This window comes from Ruegeria sp. AK11 (genome assembly GCF_056541095.1).
In genome coordinates this window covers 1210678-1230729 of record NZ_JBQFXU010000001.1, presented here as the reverse complement: position 1 = coordinate 1230729, position 20052 = coordinate 1210678, and the positions used below count along the sequence as shown (strand labels likewise).

22 protein-coding genes and 1 tRNA gene are annotated in these 20052 nt (G+C 58.7%); 10 read left to right on the top strand and 13 right to left on the bottom strand.

Annotation, left to right across the window (positions count from 1 at the left end; genetic code table 11):
- Positions 1-30: 30 nt before the first annotated feature.
- Both ACR0D9_RS06200 and ACR0D9_RS06195 read left to right on the top strand, forming a co-directional pair.
- A complete protein-coding gene (locus tag ACR0D9_RS06200; RefSeq protein ID WP_480538070.1) occupies positions 31-1233 on the top strand; it encodes an RSP_2647 family RNA methyltransferase in 1203 nt (400 codons plus the stop codon).
- Positions 1230-1772, top strand: a complete 543-nt coding sequence (locus tag ACR0D9_RS06195) for an RSP_2648 family PIN domain-containing protein (RefSeq protein WP_480538068.1) — start codon at positions 1230-1232, stop codon at positions 1770-1772. Before ACR0D9_RS06200 ends, ACR0D9_RS06195 begins: the two co-directional genes overlap by 4 nt.
- 71 nt (positions 1773-1843) lie before the next feature.
- Here the strand turns inward: ACR0D9_RS06195 and ACR0D9_RS06190 are convergent, their stop codons facing one another.
- From ACR0D9_RS06190 to ACR0D9_RS06160, 7 genes are all read right to left on the bottom strand, one after another.
- Complete coding sequence (locus tag ACR0D9_RS06190; protein ID WP_480480500.1) at positions 1844-2530, bottom strand: M48 family metallopeptidase; 687 nt, start codon at positions 2528-2530, stop codon at positions 1844-1846.
- Positions 2531-2630: 100 nt separating this feature from the next.
- Entirely contained in the window at positions 2631-3227 is a 597-nt protein-coding gene (locus ACR0D9_RS06185; RefSeq protein WP_480485358.1) for an NAD(P)H-dependent oxidoreductase, read from the bottom strand.
- A gap of 101 nt (positions 3228-3328) precedes the next feature.
- Positions 3329-4513 (bottom strand): vWA domain-containing protein, encoded by a 1185-nt coding sequence (locus ACR0D9_RS06180; RefSeq protein WP_480538066.1) that lies wholly within the window; start codon positions 4511-4513, stop codon positions 3329-3331.
- A 4-nt stretch (positions 4514-4517) separates the two neighbouring features.
- The gene (locus tag ACR0D9_RS06175) at positions 4518-4688 is read right to left on the bottom strand and encodes a hypothetical protein (RefSeq protein WP_209503658.1); all 171 of its coding nucleotides are present in this window, start codon (positions 4686-4688) and stop codon (positions 4518-4520) included.
- Between the two features lie 7 nt (positions 4689-4695).
- A complete protein-coding gene (locus tag ACR0D9_RS06170; protein ID WP_480538064.1) occupies positions 4696-6063 on the bottom strand; it encodes a DUF2927 domain-containing protein in 1368 nt (455 codons plus the stop codon).
- The gene (locus tag ACR0D9_RS06165; RefSeq protein WP_480538062.1) at positions 6060-6509 is read right to left on the bottom strand and encodes an N-acetyltransferase family protein; all 450 of its coding nucleotides are present in this window, start codon (positions 6507-6509) and stop codon (positions 6060-6062) included. Before ACR0D9_RS06165 ends, ACR0D9_RS06170 begins: the two co-directional genes overlap by 4 nt.
- A gap of 109 nt (positions 6510-6618) precedes the next feature.
- Positions 6619-7464, bottom strand: coding sequence for an AAA family ATPase (locus ACR0D9_RS06160; RefSeq protein ID WP_480538060.1), 846 nt, complete (start codon positions 7462-7464; stop codon positions 6619-6621).
- A 381-nt stretch (positions 7465-7845) separates the two neighbouring features.
- Between ACR0D9_RS06160 and dksA the strand changes: the two genes are divergently transcribed.
- On the top strand, positions 7846-8268 hold the full coding sequence (gene dksA, locus ACR0D9_RS06155; RefSeq protein WP_209504868.1) for an RNA polymerase-binding protein DksA: 423 nt from the start codon (positions 7846-7848) through the stop codon (positions 8266-8268).
- A 71-nt stretch (positions 8269-8339) separates the two neighbouring features.
- Positions 8340-9488, top strand: coding sequence for an FAD-dependent monooxygenase (locus tag ACR0D9_RS06150; RefSeq protein ID WP_480538058.1), 1149 nt, complete (start codon positions 8340-8342; stop codon positions 9486-9488).
- A 4-nt stretch (positions 9489-9492) separates the two neighbouring features.
- Here the strand turns inward: ACR0D9_RS06150 and xth are convergent, their stop codons facing one another.
- Together xth and ACR0D9_RS06140 are read right to left on the bottom strand one after the other, a co-directional pair.
- Entirely contained in the window at positions 9493-10272 is a 780-nt protein-coding gene (gene xth, locus ACR0D9_RS06145) for an exodeoxyribonuclease III (protein ID WP_480538056.1), read from the bottom strand.
- Between the two features lie 279 nt (positions 10273-10551).
- Complete coding sequence (locus ACR0D9_RS06140) at positions 10552-10875, bottom strand: HesB/IscA family protein (protein ID WP_480538054.1); 324 nt, start codon at positions 10873-10875, stop codon at positions 10552-10554.
- A 76-nt stretch (positions 10876-10951) separates the two neighbouring features.
- Here ACR0D9_RS06140 and ACR0D9_RS06135 point away from each other — a divergent pair, with 76 nt between their 5' ends.
- From ACR0D9_RS06135 to scpB, 6 genes are all read left to right on the top strand, one after another.
- A complete protein-coding gene (locus ACR0D9_RS06135) occupies positions 10952-12091 on the top strand; it encodes a deoxyguanosinetriphosphate triphosphohydrolase (RefSeq protein WP_480480518.1) in 1140 nt (379 codons plus the stop codon).
- A 252-nt stretch (positions 12092-12343) separates the two neighbouring features.
- Positions 12344-14089 (top strand): arginine--tRNA ligase, encoded by a 1746-nt coding sequence (gene argS, locus ACR0D9_RS06130; protein ID WP_480538052.1) that lies wholly within the window; start codon positions 12344-12346, stop codon positions 14087-14089.
- Between the two features lie 88 nt (positions 14090-14177).
- Positions 14178-15242, top strand: a complete 1065-nt coding sequence (locus tag ACR0D9_RS06125; RefSeq protein WP_480538050.1) for an SPOR domain-containing protein — start codon at positions 14178-14180, stop codon at positions 15240-15242.
- Positions 15239-16246, top strand: a complete 1008-nt coding sequence (gene nagZ, locus ACR0D9_RS06120) for a beta-N-acetylhexosaminidase (protein ID WP_480538048.1) — start codon at positions 15239-15241, stop codon at positions 16244-16246. The genes ACR0D9_RS06125 and nagZ overlap by 4 nt, the downstream gene beginning before the upstream one ends.
- Positions 16236-17030: a segregation and condensation protein A gene (locus tag ACR0D9_RS06115; protein ID WP_480538046.1), complete on the top strand. Its 795-nt coding sequence runs from the start codon at positions 16236-16238 to the stop codon at positions 17028-17030. Before nagZ ends, ACR0D9_RS06115 begins: the two co-directional genes overlap by 11 nt.
- Positions 17023-17670, top strand: a complete 648-nt coding sequence (gene scpB, locus ACR0D9_RS06110) for an SMC-Scp complex subunit ScpB (RefSeq protein ID WP_480538044.1) — start codon at positions 17023-17025, stop codon at positions 17668-17670. The genes ACR0D9_RS06115 and scpB overlap by 8 nt, the downstream gene beginning before the upstream one ends.
- Before the next feature lie 93 nt (positions 17671-17763).
- Here the strand turns inward: scpB and ACR0D9_RS06105 are convergent, their stop codons facing one another.
- From ACR0D9_RS06105 to ihfA, 4 genes are all read right to left on the bottom strand, one after another.
- On the bottom strand, positions 17764-18843 hold the full coding sequence (locus ACR0D9_RS06105; protein WP_480538042.1) for a 2'-deoxycytidine 5'-triphosphate deaminase: 1080 nt from the start codon (positions 18841-18843) through the stop codon (positions 17764-17766).
- A gap of 61 nt (positions 18844-18904) precedes the next feature.
- Positions 18905-18981: transfer RNA gene (locus ACR0D9_RS06100), tRNA-Pro, on the bottom strand.
- Between the two features lie 61 nt (positions 18982-19042).
- Positions 19043-19648, bottom strand: coding sequence for a MerR family transcriptional regulator (locus tag ACR0D9_RS06095; RefSeq protein ID WP_480538040.1), 606 nt, complete (start codon positions 19646-19648; stop codon positions 19043-19045).
- Between the two features lie 18 nt (positions 19649-19666).
- The gene (gene ihfA / locus ACR0D9_RS06090; protein WP_209503673.1) at positions 19667-19969 is read right to left on the bottom strand and encodes an integration host factor subunit alpha; all 303 of its coding nucleotides are present in this window, start codon (positions 19967-19969) and stop codon (positions 19667-19669) included.
- Positions 19970-20052 lie beyond the last annotated feature (83 nt).

Sequence of the window (20052 nt, the reverse complement as noted above, 5' to 3'; positions counted from 1 at the left end):
CATCGGCACATTCGCGACTAAGAGGGCGCCATGACCCAAACTGCCGACCGCCCCCGTATCCGCCTGAAACCCAAAGCCAACGCGCGCGGGCTGCGCCATGGCTTCCCCTGGGTCTATGCAAATGACATTGTCACAGACCGCCGCACGCGCAAGATCCCCGCGGGCGCACTGGCGATTCTCGAGGATGACAACCGCGCGGTGCTTGCGCTGGTGGCGGTCAACCCTGACTCAAAAATCATGTGCAGGGTGCTGGATCGTGATACCACCGCACAATTGGACAATACTTGGTTCGAAACCCGCCTTAGCCGCGCCCTTGCACTGCGTGAACGCTTGTTTGATGCGCCTTTCTACCGTCTGGTCCATGCCGAGGCCGATGGCTTTCCCGGTGTGATCATCGACAGGTTTGACGATAGCTGTGTCATTCAGCCCAACGCGGCCTGGGCCGAGGTGCATCTGGATACGCTCACCGAAACGCTAGTCAAGGTCGCAGGCGTGACGACGGTGCTGAAAAACGCCTCGGGCCGTACGCGCGGGCTGGAAGGGCTGGACGATGAGAACCAGACTTTGCACGGCACCGCACCCGACGCACCCCTGCCTGTGCCGATGAATGGTGCCACGTATATGGCCGACCTGACCGGAGGTCAGAAAACCGGCCTGTTTTACGATCAACGCCCCAACCATGCCTTTGCCGCACGGCTGGTACATCCCGGAGCGCAGGTGTTGGACGTGTTCAGCCATGTCGGCGGCTTTGGTCTGGCAATGCTGGCCGCAGGTGCCGGACAAGCCCTGTCCGTCGATGGGTCTGCTGCCGCGCTGGAACTGGCCACCAAAGGCGCTGCGGCATCGGGCCTTGCCGACAGGTTCCAGACACGGCAGGGCGACGCGTTCGATGTTCTGACCCAATTGGGGGACGAGGGTGCGGCGTTTGACGTGGTTATCTGTGACCCACCTGCCTTTGCCCCCTCAAAACAAGCGCTGGACGCGGGGTTGCGCGCTTATGAGCGTATCGCACGGCTTGCCGCACCTCTGGTCAAACCCGGCGGCTATCTGGGGCTGTGCTCGTGTTCTCATGCCGCCGATCTGGGGCGGTTCCGCGACGCCTCCTCCCGCGGGATCGGCCGGGCGGGTCGACAGGCGCAACTGATCCACACCGGATTTGCCGGGCCGGATCACCCGCAACTGCCGCAACTGGCGGAAAGCGGCTACCTCAAAGCGGTGTTCTATCGCCTATGAAGGCTGTTCTCGACACTTGCGTCCTCTATCCCACGGTCATGCGCGAGATGCTGTTGGGTGCCGCGCGATTGGGGCATTTCACCCCGCTCTGGTCCGCCCGCATCCTCGAAGAATGGGCCCGCGCCGCCCGCAAGCTGGGCCCGACAGGTGAGGCGCAGGCGCGCGCCGAGATCGCGTTGGTGCAAGCGGCTTGGCCGGATGCCGAACGTCCAGCGAACGAGGGTCTTCAAAACCGCCTGTGGCTGCCGGACGCCGCAGATGTCCACGTGCTGGCCACAGCAATAGCTGCTTCCGCTGATCTGATTGTCACGGTTAATGCCAAGGATTTTCCCAGAAATATCCTGACTGATGAAGGGCTTGACCGGCAAGATCCCGACAGCCTGCTGTACGGCTTTTGGCAATCCAATCCAGAAGGCATGAGCACACTTGCCACTCAGGTCCTGACAGAGGCCAATCGCCTCTCAGCCGAAAAATGGACCCTTCGCGCGCTCATGAAAAAAGCCCGGCTTCCGCGATTGGGCAAGGCACTCGCCACCTGAGCGAGATCCAGCTTCATCTGGCCAAAAATATCCCGGAGAGCGCGAGAGGCTGGCCTCTCGCAGCACAGGCTTCACTGCTGTGCCCAACGCTGTTCAAGCTTTTCCAGCGCCGCAACACGTTCATCTGTCTTGGGATGGCTCATCAGCCATGCCGGGACCACCCCGGCGCGTTGCTGTGTCAACTCTTCCAGCTTATGAAACAGTGATTTCTGCGGACCGATTCCGATACCGGCTTTTGTCAGCAAGGCGGCCGCATATTCATCCGCTTCATACTCATCCCCCCGCGACAGGCGCGAGGCGATCAGTGCGGTCAACGCGTTGGCAATCATCGCTCCGACAAAAGGGATGAACCGGTTCAGGACCATGATCAGCGCCGTGCGCATCGCATTCTGCCCTGAAAAATCGATCATCCGCCGCCGCGCGTGACCTAGTGCCACATGGCCCAACTCATGCGCGATTACACTGGCCATTTCCTCAGCCGAAACCTCGCCGTTGCGGAATTTGCGATAAAATCCCCGCGTGATGAATATCCGCCCGTCCGGTGCGGCCAACCCGTTCACCGGGTCGATCTCGTAGATATAAACCGGGACCCGCTCGATCTCGAGCGCGGCAGCCAACCGGTCGGTCATGCGCTTGAGGGCCGGGTCAACAAGCTCGGTCGACTTTGCGTCCAGTTCCCGATGGGTGCGCCAGACGGAAATCCGGTACATCACAATTCCATAGGCAATGGCCAGCAGGATAGGGGTCAGGCGAAGCATGGGTTAGATATGGGTTTTCAACACCCCAAGAGCAAATGGAAAATAACAGCTTTTCTCTGTTCTGTTTCATTTCGAAGTGAGGCTGTCGATGTAACCGTGTTCATGGATCGCTTTCAGGTTGCGGAAGCGTAAGTCCAATTTCATAGCAACGTTCCAAAAGCGCCTGTCGACGCAGGGCTGACCCGGTCGCACCATGCAACAGCTCGAGTTTCCGGGGTGAAAACCCGAAATACCCAAACGTGCCATTCGTCCAGAGTGTCTCAAGCGCGTCGGTATATCCTTTGGCTTCCATTTCGTCAGAACGCGCACCGGCTGGCACCAACAATAACCCAGTTCGGGACCTCTGGAGGGACTTTTCCGGATCGTCCAACTGATCGTAGGCCCAGCCCCACATCCACACGCGGTCGACCCAGCCTTTCATCATCGAAGGCATTCCCCACCAGAACAACGGAAAGGCCAGGCAGATTGCATCGGCGCGCGCAATCCGTGTTTGTTCCGCAAGTATGTCTTGCGGTGCGCCAGTGCCTGCTTCGCCTTCTATGTCCGCCATTGACCAGCGTGGATCGAACCCTTCTGCATGCAAATCCGCAATCTCGGTAGTATGGCCAGCCGCCTTTGCGCCTTCGCAGAGTTTCGCGACAGCGGCGGCCGTAAAGGAGTTCGGCTTTGGGTGATCCAGGATTGTCAGCAGATGCACAGTAAGCTCCTCAGGTTTTCAAACGGCAACCGGGTTACTGTGAAAGCTCAACCCTGCTTGAGGTCAAGGTATTAATCAGCAGGAGTATCTGATGGGGTGTGTCAGCGCGTCAGCTCGCGCATTCCCTGTTCCAGACCAGCCAGCGTCATGGGCACCATGCGATCTTCAAAGATGTCGCGGATCATGCTGATGGAATGGGTATATTCCCAGTATTTCTCGGGCACCGGGTTGATCCACAGGTTTGACGCCCACTGTTCGCGCGCGCGTTGCAGCCAGACTTGCCCGGCTTCCTGGTTCCAATGTTCATTGGCACCGCCGGGATAGGCGATTTCATAGGGGCTCATCGAGGCGTCGCCGACAAAGATGCACTTGTAGTCGGATCCATAGGTGCGCAGCACTTCGTGGGTCGGGGTCTGTTGGTTCCAGCGGCGGCGATTGTCGCGCCAGACCCCTTCATACAGGCAATTGTGAAAGTAGTAATATTCCAGATGCTTGAACTCGGTTCTTGCAGCGGAAAACAACTCTTCAACCACTTTGATATGAGGGTCCATCGAGCCGCCGACGTCCAGAAACAACAGTACCTTCACCGCGTTGTGGCGCTCGGGCCGGGTTTTGACATCCAGATAGCCATGCTCGGCCGTGGCACGGATGGTGCCGTCCAGATCCAGCTCTTCAGCTGCTCCCTCCCGCGCCCAGCGGCGCAGGCGTTTCAAGGCGACCTTGATGTTGCGGGTGCCCAGTTCAACCGTGTCGTCGAGGTTCCTGAATTCCCGCTTGTCCCAGACCTTGACGGCACGCTGATGGCGGCTTTCTTTCTGTCCGATACGGACGCCTTCAGGGTTGTACCCATAAGCCCCGAACGGAGAGGTTCCTGCGGTACCAATCCATTTGTTACCGCCCTGGTGACGGCCTTGTTGTTCCTTGAGGCGCTCGCGCAACGTTTCCATCAGCTTGTCGAAACCGCCGAGCGCTTCGATCTCTGCCTTCTCCTCGTCCGACAGGTGTTTCTCGGCCATCTTGGCGAGCCAATCGGCTGGGATATCGACAGCTTCCAACACCTGATCGAAACTGATCTCGCCCGAGCCCTCAAAGCTGGCGGCAAAGGCGCGGTCGAACTTGTCGATATTGCGCTCGTCTTTCACCATCGACACGCGGGCAAGGTAGTAGAACGCTTCGACATCATAGGTGACAAGACCCTTTTTCATGCCTTCCAGAAAAGTCAGATACTCCCGGAGCGATACCGGGATGCCCGCTTTGCGGAGGTTTTCGAAAAAGGGCAGGAACATCGCGTCACGCCACCATGCGAAGCAGAACCAGCGAGATCACCAGACCCACAAGCGCAAAAGCGATCCCATATCCGGCGGCATACTGCGCCATGTCGGCGCCGTTTCCATTGCGTTTTTTTGCGGTCAAAGCACCCAGGATTGCACCCAGTATCGCCATTCCCAGTACTAGCAACATATGCGTTTCATCCGTCTTTCGTGCTGTCAGCGGGGCGTCGGCTACTGTTTTGAGCCAGAGATTGAGCCACCAAATCCGAACCGAACCCGTATCGCGCCCATCCAAGGCTGTCCAGCCTGACGGCACGTGCCTGCTGCAATTGACCGGCCTGTTTCAAGGCCTCGGATTTCAACAGCAGCAACGTTGCCAGCAGCGAAGCGTTTTCCGCGCGGGTCATCACGTCGATGGCCTGATCCAGTTCGGGCAGGACCTCGGGCCCGCGATCCTGCGCAAGCGCAAAGGCTGCGGTCTGGGTTAAGACATAAGCCTGATGAACCTCGGTTCCGGGCGTCGCGCGAAGAAATTGTTGCGCGATCTTGAACTGCCGCTGGGCTTCTGCCGGGTCACGAAACTGCTCCATCCGGCCCATCAGGTAGTGGGGATAGGCGCGGCGGTGGTCTGTCCATCCCAGTTGCTGCCCGATGCGGGCTGCCTTTTGCGCGGCGCGCATCTGTCGGGGGGAACCCGGCCCCGGTCCAAGTGATTTCTGGATCGCGTTGATCCACTCTCGGGGGGTATTTGTGGGGGGTTGCGCAGCTAGTCGGTCGCCGCGTGGGTTCAGACGGCTGAGAATTCCGGGGATGACGGCAGCGACCTGATCGCGGGTCATGCCGGTGTGCAGTTCAGGCGCATAAGCCGCGCGCAGGATCAGCATGTCGAACCCGGTCAAGACCGTATGAATATTGTCGTCGTTGAACACCGAATCCGGCAGATGATAGAGGTCGTTCAGAGGACCAAGGGACTGTGCCAGTTCTTCGTGAAGACAATCGCGCATTTCCTGCGGGCTTACATCGTAGGGGATGAAAATCCCCAATCTTTCACGCTGGCGCAGCTCAACCCAACTGCTTTTGGGTTTGCGGCGGTCGCGCTGATACTCAGCCAGGCTGGACGCGTTTGGCACCACGAAACAGGCCGCGTTTGGCAGAATTTGCAGAATGTCCTTCTGGCTGACCGCTTCGATCGTGATATTGGCCTGACCGTCTTTGATTTGTCGGATGTTGATGCCTGCCTCGCGCTTCAGGCGGTTCAGCAGGCGGGTCAGATCCTGCTGCATACTTTGTGTCGGCGATCCGGTCAGGCGAACGGTGATCGGCGTTTCGAACCGGGTGAAAACGGGCAGGGCGGCCCCGCTTTCCAGTTCGAAATGCAGGGACAGGAAATCCGACGCGATGTTCGTATTGGACCGTGCCGGTGGCGAAGGGCGGGGTGCCGCAAAAGACTTGGCCGGCGGCAACGCCACTTCGACATATGGGACATCGTTCCCGAGTTCGATTGTCTCGACAGACGTGCAGCCAGCGATAACCAGCGCCAGAAAAAGGGCGCCCAAACGCATCATGGGCGGGCGTACTTGATGAACGGTGTCAAGGAGCCGATGCGATCATAAAGGTGGCGCGCCGTGTGGTTGAACTCTTGCGTCAGCCAGTAAACGGATGGGGCGCCCTGGCGATCCGCCTCTTCATAAACCGCCTGAATCAAGGCGCGACCGACGCCCGTTCCTCGGGTTTCAGGTCGGGCGAACAGGTCTTGCAGATAACAGACCTTTTCCACTTTCCAGGCGTGGCGATGAAACAGGTAATGCGTCAGTCCGACCAAAACACCATCCTGTTCCGCGACAAAACAGGAAAAATCCTGCGGGTCGTCGCCGACCAATCTGGAAAAGGTTGTTTCATACACGTTTTCAGGCAGGGTGGTTTCATAAAACGCCAGATAATCCCGCCACATTTCGGCCCACTGATCTTTGTCCTCGGCCCGCAGGGTCCGGATTGTCAGAGCGTTCGCCAAGTGATGACCCCAATACTGCTTCTTTGCAACGCGGTTGCGTCAGGTATTTCGATGCTGACACCCGGGATACCCAATGGCAAGCCGTGATCACAGATTGTTCACACGCAGGCTAGCGTTTGCCACGTGCCATGAATGCAAGACGTTCGAACAAATGCACATCCTGTTCATTTTTCAGCAAAGCGCCATGCAGCTTCGGCAGCGCGCTGGCCCCGTCACGCCTGAGGTCTTCCGCCGTCAGGTCTTCGGCCAGCAACAGCTTCAGCCAGTCCAGCACCTCTGAGGTCGAGGGCTTTTTCTTGAGCCCTTGCGTCTCGCGGATTTCATAGAATTGCGTCAGCGCGGCGGTCAGAAGTGCGTCCTTGATGCCGGGGTGATGCACATCAACGATCCGGCGCATCGTCGCCTCGTCCGGAAAGCGGATATAGTGGAAAAAACAGCGGCGCAGGAAGGCGTCGGGCAGCTCTTTTTCGTTGTTCGAAGTTATGATGACGATGGGGCGGTGCTTGGCCCGGACTGTCTCGCCCGTTTCATAGACGTGGAACTCCATCTTATCGAGCTCCTGCAACAGGTCGTTGGGGAACTCGATATCCGCCTTGTCGATTTCGTCGATCAGCAGAACAACCTTTTTTTCGGCGTCGAAGGCCTGCCACAGCTTTCCCTTGCGGATATAGTTCGACACGTCATGGACACGCTCTTCGCCCAGTTGGCTGTCACGCAGGCGGCTGACGGCATCATATTCATAAAGACCCTGCTGCGCGCGGGTGGTGGATTTCACATTCCACTCGATCATTTTCAGCCCCAGCGCCCCGGCCACTTGCCTTGCCAATTCGGTCTTGCCGGTACCGGGCTCGCCCTTCACCAGCAGGGGGCGTTCCAGCGTGACAGCGGCGTTCACGGCAATAGTCAGATCGTCGGTGGCGACATATTCGGCTGTACCTTGGAAACGTGCGGTCATGGGCCTCTCGTACGTATATTGTGTTGGACGGGCAGGTTGTGGTTTCCGGGTTACAGAGCGGCAAGGTTTTTTACAACCCGCGTCCCTGCGTCGCCCGGCGGGAATTGTGCTGCAACTCCAAGCCCTTTTGCTTGATTCCGGTAAAGACCAATCCCGGGCGCCGTGCCTCTCGCCCCAAAAAAGCCTGTCAAATTTCATAGAAATACAAGGTTTTGTTGATGTTTGTCTCATAGTTAGACAAATCCGCGGGGGTGCACTGTCGTGCAACGTTTGTGTAGTGACATTCCACCGCCCGTCGGCTAAACGCTGCGCAGAAGGGAGAGCCAAATGTCAGCTGAAACAGCCGCGAACGACGTCACTGGCCAAACCGAGGGAGCAAATATGAAGCAGGAAGTTTTTCTGCCGGAAGATTACCGTCCGGCCGAAGATGAGCCTTTCATGAATGATCGTCAGCTTGAGTATTTTCGTCGCAAGCTGCTGGATTGGAAGACAGAGTTACTGGCTGGTAGCCGCGACACCATCGAAGGGCTGCAAGACAACACCCGTAACATTCCGGACGTCGCGGATCGCGCCAGTGAAGAAACTGACCGTGCGCTGGAACTGCGGACCCGTGATCGTCAGCGAAAACTGGTCGCAAAGATCGACTCGGCCCTGCGCCGGATTGATGATGGCGAATACGGGTATTGCGAAATGACGGGCGATCCGATCTCGCTGAAGCGTCTGGACGCACGACCGATTGCAACCATGACACTTGAAGCACAAGAGCGCCATGAGCGTCGCGAAAAGGTCCACCGCGACGATTAATCGCCGGGTATGTGTAAGAAATCCAAACGCCGGGGCCTGTGGCTCCGGCGTTTTTGCGTTATGCGGATGCCATGAAGATAGATGGATTGAAATTCTGTGTAATCGGCGGCGGAATCGGCGGGCTGGCCTCGGCACTGGCGCTGCAACACCGTGGGGCGCATGTCACGCTTCTGGAGCAAGCCCCGGCCCTGACCGAAGTCGGTGCTGGTTTGCAGATCAGTGAGAACGGGATGCGCGTTCTTCATGCCCTTGGTGTCACGGGTCTTTCCGTCGGGCAGAAGTCCCATGGAACGGTCTTGCGCGATTACCGAAAAGGGCGCGTGGTCAGTCGGCTGCCAGGCCCCGCAGCTGGTCCGACCTACTACTACCACCGTGCCGACCTTCTGAACCTTCTTCATGATGCGGCCTGTGACGCAGGCGTGGATCTCCGGTTGGGTGCCAAAGTTTCGCATGTGCAAAAGCACCCCAACGAGGCAGAGGTGGTCTTGGCGTCAGGCGAGCGAATTCGCGCAGAATGCGCCATTGCGGCCGATGGCGGCCGCAGCGTGCTCCGCCCGGCTCTGAACGGGGCAGAGGCGCCGGAGTTCACGCATCAGGTAGCGTGGCGCGCCACCATCCCCTGGCAGCCCGGTCGCGACCCGGTTTCGGCGTCCCTGACCATGGGGCCTGGGCGGCATGTGGTAACCTATCCGTTGCGTGACGAAAGCCTGATGAACATTGTCGCGGTCGAGGAGCGTTCGGACTGGCGGGAAGAAGGATGGCGTCAGACGGGCGATCCTGACGAGTTGCGTAAGCGATTTGCCGATTTCGGTGGCCCCGCGCGCGACATTCTGTCGAAAGTCACGGATGTGCATCTGTGGGCATTGTTTCTTCGGCCTGTCGCCCAAAACTGGCAGAATGGTCGGTTGGTTCTGCTAGGGGACGCGGCCCATCCAACATTGCCATTTATGGCACAGGGTGCATGTCTGGCGCTCGAGGACGCCTGGGTGCTGACGCGCGCGTTTGACGAACGATCGGGTATCACCAGCGCGTTGGCAACCTATGAAACGACCCGCAAACCAAGGGCGCAGCGCGTTGTCGCGGCGGCCGGATCAAATGCGCGGAACTTTCATCTGCGCGGCCCAGCCCGATTGGCTGCGCAATGTGTGCTGAGAGTCGTTGGTGCCCGGTTGTCCCAACGCTATGAATGGATCTACAGTCACGACGTCACGGTTGCCTAGGGCCTCAAAGATCCAGGTCAATCCAGACGGGAACGTGATCGGATGGCTTTTCGTGCCCCCGAACAGCCGCATCAATCTGGCAATCCTGCATGAGGTCGGCCGCTTGTGGCGTCAACAGGAAATGATCAATCCGAATTCCGTCATTCCGGTTCCACGCGCCAGCCTGATAATCCCAGAAGGAATAGTGGTCGGGACCCTGCGTTGTCGCGCGGAAGGCCTCGGTAAAGCCAAGGTTCAGGATTTTTCGAAAGGCGGCCCGGCTTTCCGGGCGGAACAACGCGTCTTCCCGCCAGGCATCGGGGCGTTTGGCATCCTCGGCCTGTGGGATGATGTTATAATCGCCCGCCATTAGCGCCAGCTCTTCTGATTCCATCAAACCCTTTGCGCGTTCATAAAGCCGTTCCATCCAGGCCAGCTTGTAATCGTATTTCGGTCCGGGTGCCGGATTCCCGTTGGGCAGATACAGCCCACAGAGGCGCAAGGCCTTTTTGCCCACGACGGTCGCCTCGATCCACCGCGCCTGTTCATCATTGTCATCACCGGGAAGGCCGCGTGATACATCCTCCAGCGGAAGCCTCGACAGGATCGCAACACCATTGAAGCTTTTTTGACCGTGTGTTTCCACGTTGTACCCGCGATCTTCAAACATCTCGCGGGGGAAGTTTTCGTCGACGGATTTGATTTCCTGAAGAAGAACAACGTCGGGTTGGGCATCGTCCAGCCAGCGGGGCAGCGCCTCGGTTCGCGCCTTGATGCCATTGATGTTGTACGTGGCGATTTTCATGCGCGATCCTCCGAAACCTTGTGGCAACCTATCGCTCAGAACGGGCCCAGCGGCAAGTCGGAGATCGGATTAGCGAGGCTCTGCCTCGCGCTCCGGGATATTTTTAGCCAGATGAAGAAACGGATCCTTAACCATTTTTCGATACTTGAAGGGGCGGTACAGGCGGGGACGCCGATGACCGCGCCAGGTGAAGCTCTCTGGTCGTTTTGGTCAGAGAGCGGATCCCTGCTTCATCTGGCTGAAAATATCCTGGGGGTGTGGGGGCAAAGCCCCCACCGGTTACATCGAAAACGACGTGCCGCAGCCACAGGAAGAGGTGGCGTTGGGGTTGTCGATCACAAACCGCGCACCAATAAGCTCCTGAGTGAAATCTATCACCGCGTTTTCAAGAAAGGGCAGAGAGATCGGGTCGACGATGACTTTCTGCCCCTTGCCTTCAAGGATGAGATCATCGGCCTTTGGCGTGTCCAGAGCGATTTCATATTGAAAACCGGAACATCCACCGCCCTCCACTGCGACACGCAGGGCTTGCCCCTGTTCCGCGGCACCGATTTCGGCAAGGCGGTCGTAGGCGCGTTCGGTGACTGATGGGGGCAGATTCATGCCGGTCTCCAAAGGTTTATTTCCCAAGCGTCCTACAATATATGAAACCAAAAGACAGGCGACAAGGACAAGGCCTTTGGACAGAGCGGGTTTTGCTTCGGACCCAGACCGCGCAAGGGGGCGGCTGGTGCCAGAGGAAGAGAGCAGCTTCCGGTCAAGCTTTCAGCGTGATCGCGACCGGATCATTCACGCCAGTGCGTTTCGGCGGCTCAAGCACAAGACGCAAGTCTTTGTCGAGCATGAAGGTGACAGTTATCGAACACGGCTGACCCATTCCATCGAAGTTGCTCAGGTCGCGCGAACAATTTCAGGGGCGTTGGGCCTGAATGCTGAACTCACCGAAGCTGTAGCGCTGGCGCACGACCTGGGTCATACGCCCTTTGGTCATACGGGTGAGGACGCCCTCCACGCGCTGATGGCACCTTACGGGGGGTTTGATCACAACGCGCAGGCCATTCGGATCGTAACCAAGCTGGAGCGGCATTATGCCGGGTTTGACGGATGCAACCTGACTTGGGAATGTCTGGAGGGTATCGCCAAGCATAACGGTCCGGTTGTTGGCGATCTGCCCTGGGCCCTGGCTGAATGCAACCAGGGCTTTGACCTTGAACTTCATACCCATGCAAGTGCCGAGGCGCAGGTGGCGGCCTTGTCTGATGACATTGCTTACAACAATCACGACCTTCTGGATGGGTTGCGTGCGGGGTTGTTTGAAGATGATGATCTGCGCCACCTTCCGATCGTGGGGGCGTGTTACGCAGATGTGGATGCGAAATACCCCGGTCTTGATCCGTATCGGCGGCGTCATGAAGCACTGCGGAGGGTTTTTGGGGTCATGGTGGCGGACGTCATCACAACGTCGCGCGACTTGATCGCGGCCTCGGGCGCGCAGTCGGTCGAAGAGATTCGCCATCTTGGGCATCCTGTCATCCAATTCTCGGTCGGGACTTGGGCGGATCTGAAACAAATCAGGGCGTTCCTGTTCACCCGGATGTATCGCGCGCCCAGCGTCATGAAGGTGCGGGCCGAGGTTGCAACGGTTGTCGAAGACCTGTTCCCGATCTACCTGAACGATCCGAAACAGATGCCCGCACGCTGGCACGAGGATATTGAAGCTGCGGCGGACGAGACTGCTCTGGCCCGGATCGTATCGGACTATATTGCAGGAATGACCGACCGTTTCGCTTTGCAGGATCACGCGCGGCTGACGGGCTGACTGGGCCGCAATGACACGGGTAATGGTCCATGTTTGCGACCTTTATTGCGGGTTGATTAGTACCTTGCGCGGGCGGGAAGCGATGATCAGAAGCCGTACGACGGACAGCGCGCAGGGTATTTGAAATTTCAGACAGAGGATATCTGGGCGCCATTGGCAGACATTGGGCGCAAACCATGTCCAAACAATAGGCGTCCATTGACCTTGCCGTGATGCGTGGTAAACCGCCGGGCAAGCAAAAGGACATCCGAAATGAACCTGTTTTCCGAGATCCGCGGCCTTGTACTGGACGCGCTGGCACAGATGCAGTCCGAAGGCGCGTTGCCCGAGGGGCTGAATTTTGACAACGTGGCGGTCGAACCGCCGCGTGATGCGGCGCATGGCGACATGGCGACCAACGCGGCGATGGTGCTGGCAAAACCGGCCAGGATGAAACCGCGTGACATTGCCGAGGCATTGGCAGGGAAGCTGGTGGCGGATGATCGGATCACCAGCGCCGATGTGGCGGGTCCGGGCTTTCTCAATTTGCGGCTGGCACCGTCGGTCTGGCAAGGCGTGCTGGCGGCCGTGCTGGAGAAGGGCACCGATTATGGCCGCTCGACTATGGGCCATGGGCAAAAGGTCAACGTTGAATATGTTTCGGCCAACCCAACCGGTCCGCTGCACGTGGGTCATACACGGGGCGCGGTTTTCGGGGATGCTCTGGCAAGCCTGTTGGCCTATTCCGGCCATGACGTGACCCGTGAGTATTACATCAACGACGGCGGTGCGCAGGTGGATGTGCTGGCGCGCTCGGCTTACGAACGCTATCGCGAGGCCAATGGTCTGAGCCCCGAGATTGCCGAAGGTCTTTATCCTGGCGACTACCTGATCCCGATCGGTGAGGCGTTGAAAGAGAAATACGGCGACAGCCTGATCGACAAGCCGGAAAGTGACTGGCTGGAAGAGGTGCGTGAGTTCTCGACTGACGCGATGATGGATCTGATCCGCGCTGACCTGAAAGCGCTGGGCGTCGAGATGGATGTGTTCTTCTCGGAAAAATCTCTCTATGGCACTGGTCGGATTGAGGCCGCATTGCAATCGCTGACTGACAAGGGCCTGATTTACGAAGGCGTGCTCGAGCCGCCGAAAGGCAAAAAGCCCGAGGATTGGGAGCCACGCGAACAGACGCTGTTCAAATCGACCGAACATGGCGACGACGTCGACCGCCCTGTCAAGAAATCGGATGGTAGCTGGACTTATTTTGCCCCGGATATTGCTTATCACTATGACAAGGTGACCCGTGGTTTTGACGCACTGATCGACGTGTTTGGCGCCGACCATGGCGGCTATGTCAAACGGATGAAGGCGGCTGTTTCGGCACTGTCCGACGGTAAGGTGCCGCTTGATATCAAGCTGACACAGCTGGTGAAGCTGTGGAAGAATGGTGAGCCGTTCAAGATGTCCAAGCGGGCAGGGAACTTTGTCACGCTGCGCGATGTGGTCGATCAGGTGGGCCCGGATGTGACGCGGTTTGTTATGCTGACCCGCAAGAACGACGCGCCGTTGGATTTCGATTTTGACAAGGTGCTGGAACAAAGCCGCGAGAACCCCGTGTTCTACGTTCAGTATGCACATGCCCGTGTCATGAGCGTGCTGCGTCGTGCGGCCGAGGCTGGAATTGCGGCTGATGATGCGATCCTTGCGGGTGCTGACCTGAGCAGGAACGATCATGTCTCGGAACTGGTTGTTGCGAAGAAGCTGGCAGAATGGCCACGGCTGGTGGAGATTGCGGCCCGAACCAATGAACCGCACAGGGTCGCCTTTTATCTCTATGAACTTGCAGGCGACTTTCACGCGTTGTGGAACAAGGGCAATGACGAGACGCAATTGCGTTTCATCCAGGATGGCGATGTTGCCACAAGCCAGTCAAAAATCGCTTTGGCCCGGGCCGTTTCTGTTGTGATTTCAGCGGGCTTGGGTATTCTTGGCGTTACTCCGGCGCAGGAGATGCGGTAACGAATATCGCCCGAACCGCCGGTACGAGGTAGGCAAGAAATGACCCGCGGGCCTTATTTCCAGGCGCGAAACGGGCAGTGAGGCGGACATGGCGAGTTACGATTACTCGGGGCACCAAAGCCCCGGGCAGATTCATTACCCGAATCAAGCGCATTCTGATGATGTGTATGATTTTCCCGAAGACATGCAGGAAGATGACGCGCCGCGTGGCTCGTTTGGTCTGGGCAGGGCGGTCAATTTCCTGGGGGCTGTTGCATCTTTGGCGCTGGTCGCCGGTGTCGGGGTTTGGGGCTATCAACTGATCATGCGCGATGTCAGTGGCGTGCCGGTTGTTCGCGCCGCCGAAGGGCCGATGCGTGTACAGCCGGAAAGTCCGGGTGGAACTCCGGCCGATCATCAGGGCTTTGCCGTAAATGCCGTCGCCGCCGAAGGCAGTGCTGCGGCGCCGGCCGACCGGTTGATCCTTGCGCCGCGCCCGGTGTCCTTGACGGACGAAGATCTGCCCGCCGGAGAACTGAAGCCGACCCCTGCGCTGCATGTGGTCGAAGAACCGATCACCACGCAGGAGGCCGCGCGCTTGCGCCAGAACGCAGTAGATGCGCTGGTTGCGGAATTGGCGGGTGCGGCGGCAGAAACGCAGCAAGAATTCGAAGACGGTGTGCAACTGGCATCGCTGACCACCCCTGATGAAGAACCCGCCATTGACCCGGCAGATTTTGCTGCGGCCTTGCCGGACCCGAGCTTCGCAGAGTTGCCGGGTGTGCGCCGATCGTTGCGCCCTGTGACGCGTCCGGCACGGTCTACCCGCAGTCAGGTCGCGCCCAGTGAGAATTCCGAAGACGCCATCAATGCAGCGGTGAAAGCCGCGGTCGGGGTGGATGTTGATCCGGATACGTTGGCAAAGGGAACCCGGCTGGCGCAGCTTGGTGCTTATGACAGCACGCAAGTGGCACAGGCCGAGTGGGACCGTTTGAATGGTCAATTTGGTGATTATTTGTCGGGAAAACAGCGGGTTATCCAGAAAACTTCAAGCGGTGGACGGACCTTCTACCGCCTTCGTGTGCTGGGGTTCGAAGACCTGAGCGACTCGCGCCAGTTCTGCGCTGCTCTGGTCGCGCAAGGCGCTGATTGTATCCCGGTGGCCGTGAGGTGAAGTTCGGAGCAGCGATCACAGATGCTGAAGGACTGCGCCTGACGCAGGAGGAAAGAGACCTGTTTCGCCAGATGAACCCGTTTGGGTTCATCCTGTTCTCCCGCAATATTGAAAGCGCCGATCAGGTGCGGGCCTTGTGTGATGATTTCCGCGAGGCCGTTGGGCGCAACTGTCCCATTACCATTGATCAGGAAGGTGGGCGCGTACAGCGTTTGCGCGCACCCTTGGCTCGCGAATGGCTGCCGCCGCTGGATCATGTGATCAGGGCGGGTGATCAAGCGGAACGCGCCATGTACCTCAGGTACCGCCTGATTGCGGATGAGCTGTTTGGTCTGGGCATCGACAGCAACTGTGCCCCCATGGTCGATGTGGCGCGGCCCGAGACCCATGCGTTTCTGAAAAACCGCTGTTATGCCTTTGACCCCGAACAGATTTCCAGGGTCGGCAGGGCCGTGGCACAGGGCCTGTTGGACGGGGGCGTTCTTCCGGTTCTCAAGCACATTCCCGGCCATGGCCGGGCCACTCTGGACAGTCACCATGACCTTCCGCACGTTGATTTGCCGCTGGTAGAGTTGGAATACAGCGATTTCGCGCCGTTCCGCGCCTTGAACGACCTGCCGATGGGGATGACGGCGCATCTGGTCTTTGATCAGATCGATCCCCGGCCAGCCACCATTTCTGCGGCCATGATGGGCCTGATCCGAGACAATATCGGCTTTGGCGGCCTGATCATGACCGACGATATCTCGATGAAGGCGCTCAGTGGGGCGTTGACGGACCTCACTCGCCAATCTTTGCAGGCGGGCTGCGATGTAGTCCTGCATTGCAATGGCAGTTTTTCTGAACGTGCCGCTGTAATGGAAACTGCCGGAGAAATGTCGGATGTGGCACAAGCCCGCGCAGAACGGGCGCTGGCGACGCGCAAACGCCCGCGGGAACTTGACATCCAAGCCGCCGAAGCGGAACTATCTGCCCTAATGGGCGGGCAGGTATATGAACGATAATCTTTTTAGCGAAGACCCTGTCTCGGTCGCGGATCGTCTTGCGGCCGAAGCGCTGATTGTTGATGTCGACGGGTTCGAGGGCCCGTTGGACGTTCTGCTGACCCTGTCACGCACGCAAAAAGTGGATCTGCGCAAGATCTCGGTTCTTGCGCTGGCGCAGCAATATCTGGCCTTTGTTGAAAAGGCACGTGCGCTGCGCATTGAACTGGCCGCCGATTATCTGGTCATGGCGGCGTGGCTGGCCTTTCTCAAGTCCCGTTTACTGCTACCGCCAGACCCGGATGACGACGGGCCATCGGGTGAAGAACTGGCCGCGCATCTGGCGTTTCAACTTGAACGCCTGCAGGCGATGCGTGACGTCGCTGCACGGTTGATGGCCCGCGACCAACTGGGGCGTGATTTTTTCAAACGCGGGCAGGGCGAGGACGTCACCCGCATTCGCACCGTAACTTATTCTGCCACGCTGCTGGACCTGATGCAGGGGTATGCCCGTATCCGCACCCGTGACGAATTTCGCCCCTTTGTGATGGACCGCGATGCGGTGTTCACGATGGAGCAGGCACTGGAGCGGATGCGCCCGCTGATCGGTTTTGCGGGGACGTGGACCGATATGGAAACCTATCTGCCCGATGGTTGGGATACTGACCCGGTGCGCCGCAGGTCGGCGACGGCTGCGACCTTTGCGGCCTCGCTGGAACTGGTGAAAGAAGGACATATGGAGATCAAGCAGAGCGAGACATTCGCGCCGATCCATTTGCGCAAGAGGACACAGACACGTGACTGACGCCCCAGAAGAAACCGGTACCCTGTTCGAGGCGCCACCCCTGGCGGAACAGGAGCGTATGGTCGAGGCTGTGTTGTTTGCCAGTGCCGATCCGGTGACCATTGCCGATCTTGAGGCGCGGATGCCGCATGGAAGCGACGCCGCGCAAGCCGTTGAATTGCTTCAGAGACGTTACGAAGGGCGCGGCGTGCGCGTGGTGCGCGTGGGGGAGGCATGGGCGATTCGCACAGCCCCCGATCTGGGCTTTCTGATGCAGAAGGAAACGGTCGAGTCCCGTAAACTCAGCCGGGCCGCGATCGAGACATTGGCCATCGTCGCGTATCACCAACCCTGCACCCGCGCCGAGATTGAGGAAATTCGCGGTGTGTCAGTCTCTCGCGGGACGATTGACCAGTTGCTTGAGATGGAGTGGATCAGGTTGGGCCGGCGCCGCATGACACCGGGTCGTCCGGTGACATTTGTGGTGACGCCCGAGTTTCTGGATCATTTTGGTCTGGAGAACGCCCGCGACCTGCCGGGTCTCAAGGAACTAAGGGCTGCGGGTTTGTTGGAAAACCGACCTCCGCCGGGGGCGATCCCGTTGGGCGAGGCGCGCGAAGACGACGTGGACGAGGACCAGTCGGAACTGTTTGAGGAGTAATAACCCTGACAGGTCACTACAGGTCAGACGCAGAACCTACGACAGGCAACGCGGGTTATCTAGCACAAGCACCGTTGCAAGAGATTCTGAGGATTAGCCAACCGCTTTGAAGTGCTTGGACAGTTTCAGGCCTTGCCCCTGATAGTTCGATGCAATCCCGGCACCATATAGCTGCGTGGGCATCTCAGCCATTTTCTCATAGACAAGACGCCCGACCACCTGTCCGTGTTCCAGCACGAAAGGCGCTTCGTGGCATCGCACCTCAAGCACACCGCGTGACCCGGCACCGCCTGCTGCGGCATGGCCAAAGCCGGGATCGAAGAACCCGGCATAATGCACTCGGAATTCACCAACCATTGCCAGATAAGGTGCCATTTCGGCGGCATACATCGGCGGGATATGGACCGCCTCGCGGCTGACAAGGATATAGAATGCGCCGGGGTCAAGTATGATGCGACCGTCCTTGGTGCGCACTTCCTCCCAATAGTCCTGGGGGTCGTATTCGCCAATTCGGTCCAGATCGATTACCCCGGTATGGGGCTTGGCGCGATAGCCGACCAGATCGGTGTCGGGCAGTTGCAGATCGACCGAAAAGCCAAGACCATCATGAATCACAGCAGGCCCGTCCACCAACGGCGATTCGGCGTGCAGGGCGGTCAGTTCGGCGTCAGACAAGACGGCCTGACCCTGACGGAAACGGATCTGGTTTAGACGCATACCGGGTCGGACCAGAACTGAAAACGAACGTGGACAGATCTCGGCGTACAGCGGGCCTTTGTAGCCTGCGGGCACGCGATCGAACTCGGTGCCACCATCGGTGATGGTACGGGTCAGAAGGTCAAGCCGCCCGGTCGAGCTTTTGGCATTGGCGACGGCGGTCATGTCGCGGGGCAGGGCAAGCGATTCCATCAGTGGCACCAGATAGACGCAGCCCTTTTCCAGAACAGCGCCGTCCGAGATGTCGATGCGGTGCATTTCAAACTCGGCCAAGCGATCCGTAACAGTCCGTCCTTCGCCCGCGAGAAACGAGGCACGTACTCGGTAAGCAACTGTTCCTAAACGCAAATCAAGGCTGGCCGGTTGAATTTGCGCTGGCAGAACATCGGGGTTGGCGGCAATCTCTCCGCGCGCGATCATCGCTTCGATTTGCTGGTTCGCGCAAACACCTGTCATCTCGATCCCCTCGTGTGCCAGAGCGGGATCTGGCCTTTGTGCCATAAACGTCGGTGTGATTTGGTCGGGCTAGCAGGACTCGAACCTGCGACCTTCCGTCCCCCAGACGGACGCGCTACCAGGCTGCGCCATAGCCCGACGTTGGGCCGTTCATAAAGATTTTCCCGGCAGGGGCAAGAGGAAAACACTGCCTTTTTTCCTAACCCGTCGCCTGTGTTTCGACCCGATCCAGCCAGCGGCGCAGGTCTTTTGCAATTGGTGCAATCCGGCGCAGAAGTTCGTCGTCAAAGTCGGCGCACTTCCACGCCAGCGAAGCAATTCCGCCCATCAGGGGCGCTGTGTTCAGGTCAGACTCTGGTTCTTGTTCTGACACAGCCGCGGGAAGTGCTTCGGCCTGCACACCTTCATTCACCGGCTGCTTGGCCGGTTCGTCCAGATCCATAGGGATTTGTTCGGTGGCTGCAGCTGGTTTGGGTTCGAACGGCACCACAGTACCTTGAACGGGTTCAATCAGGGCAGGGCCCGGTTCGTCCAGAGGCGGAGACAGTGCTGCGACATGTGCGACGCCTTGCTCGCGCAGGATGCGCTGCACGCCCTTGATTGTGGTCCCGTCTTCATGAAGCAGTTTCTTGATGCCCCCCAGAAGACGCATGTCATTGGGGCGATAATACCGGCGCCCGCCCGCGCGTTTGACCGGTTTGACCTGAGTGAAGCGGCTTTCCCAGAATCGCAAGACATGGGCCTGGACACCAAGCCAATCCGCTACTTCACTGATCGTGCGAAACGCGTCGCGGGATTTGCTCATATCCGCGTGACCCTGGGTTTACTTGCGATTCCCGACGGCGACGCGATCTTTCATAAGATGCGACGGGCGAAAGGTTAGTACACGGCGGGGCTGTATCGGAACCTCTTCGCCGGTTTTGGGGTTGCGGCCGACTCGCGCGGTCTTGTCGCGAACACTGAACGTACCGAAGGACGAGATTTTCACCTGCTCACCACGCACCAGAGCGTCGGACATGTGGTTCAGAACGCTTTCGACCAGCTGCGCACTTTCGTTGCGCGAAAGCCCAACTTCGCGAAAGACGGCCTCGCTCAGATCCATTCGAGTCAGTGTATTGTCGCCCATGTCATTTCCCCTGTTGCTGTCAAAGCATACGGGTACGGCAAATTCGCTGTCAATATCAATGAATTGCAAGAAGCTGTGTAAGC

What these genes read in the sequence shown, in the direction of transcription:
- ACR0D9_RS06200 (WP_480538070.1), top strand. Translation starts at nt 31, where the DNA reads ATGACCCAAACTGCCGACCGCCCCCGTATCCGCCTGAAACCCAAAGCC.
- ACR0D9_RS06195 (WP_480538068.1), top strand. Translation starts at nt 1,230, where the DNA reads ATGAAGGCTGTTCTCGACACTTGCGTCCTCTATCCCACGGTCATGCGC.
- ACR0D9_RS06190 (WP_480480500.1), bottom strand. Translation starts at nt 2,530, where the DNA reads ATGCTTCGCCTGACCCCTATCCTGCTGGCCATTGCCTATGGAATTGTG.
- ACR0D9_RS06180 (WP_480538066.1), bottom strand. Translation starts at nt 4,513, where the DNA reads ATGTTCCTGCCCTTTTTCGAAAACCTCCGCAAAGCGGGCATCCCGGTA.
- ACR0D9_RS06175 (WP_209503658.1), bottom strand. Translation starts at nt 4,688, where the DNA reads ATGTTGCTAGTACTGGGAATGGCGATACTGGGTGCAATCCTGGGTGCT.
- ACR0D9_RS06170 (WP_480538064.1), bottom strand. Translation starts at nt 6,063, where the DNA reads ATGATGCGTTTGGGCGCCCTTTTTCTGGCGCTGGTTATCGCTGGCTGC.
- ACR0D9_RS06160 (WP_480538060.1), bottom strand. Translation starts at nt 7,464, where the DNA reads ATGACCGCACGTTTCCAAGGTACAGCCGAATATGTCGCCACCGACGAT.
- dksA (WP_209504868.1), top strand. Translation starts at nt 7,846, where the DNA reads ATGAAGCAGGAAGTTTTTCTGCCGGAAGATTACCGTCCGGCCGAAGAT.
- ACR0D9_RS06150 (WP_480538058.1), top strand. Translation starts at nt 8,340, where the DNA reads ATGAAGATAGATGGATTGAAATTCTGTGTAATCGGCGGCGGAATCGGC.
- xth (WP_480538056.1), bottom strand. Translation starts at nt 10,272, where the DNA reads ATGAAAATCGCCACGTACAACATCAATGGCATCAAGGCGCGAACCGAG.
- ACR0D9_RS06140 (WP_480538054.1), bottom strand. Translation starts at nt 10,875, where the DNA reads ATGAATCTGCCCCCATCAGTCACCGAACGCGCCTACGACCGCCTTGCC.
- argS (WP_480538052.1), top strand. Translation starts at nt 12,344, where the DNA reads ATGAACCTGTTTTCCGAGATCCGCGGCCTTGTACTGGACGCGCTGGCA.
- ACR0D9_RS06125 (WP_480538050.1), top strand. Translation starts at nt 14,178, where the DNA reads ATGGCGAGTTACGATTACTCGGGGCACCAAAGCCCCGGGCAGATTCAT.
- ACR0D9_RS06115 (WP_480538046.1), top strand. Translation starts at nt 16,236, where the DNA reads ATGAACGATAATCTTTTTAGCGAAGACCCTGTCTCGGTCGCGGATCGT.
- ACR0D9_RS06105 (WP_480538042.1), bottom strand. Translation starts at nt 18,843, where the DNA reads ATGACAGGTGTTTGCGCGAACCAGCAAATCGAAGCGATGATCGCGCGC.
- ACR0D9_RS06095 (WP_480538040.1), bottom strand. Translation starts at nt 19,648, where the DNA reads ATGAGCAAATCCCGCGACGCGTTTCGCACGATCAGTGAAGTAGCGGAT.
- ihfA (WP_209503673.1), bottom strand. Translation starts at nt 19,969, where the DNA reads ATGGGCGACAATACACTGACTCGAATGGATCTGAGCGAGGCCGTCTTT.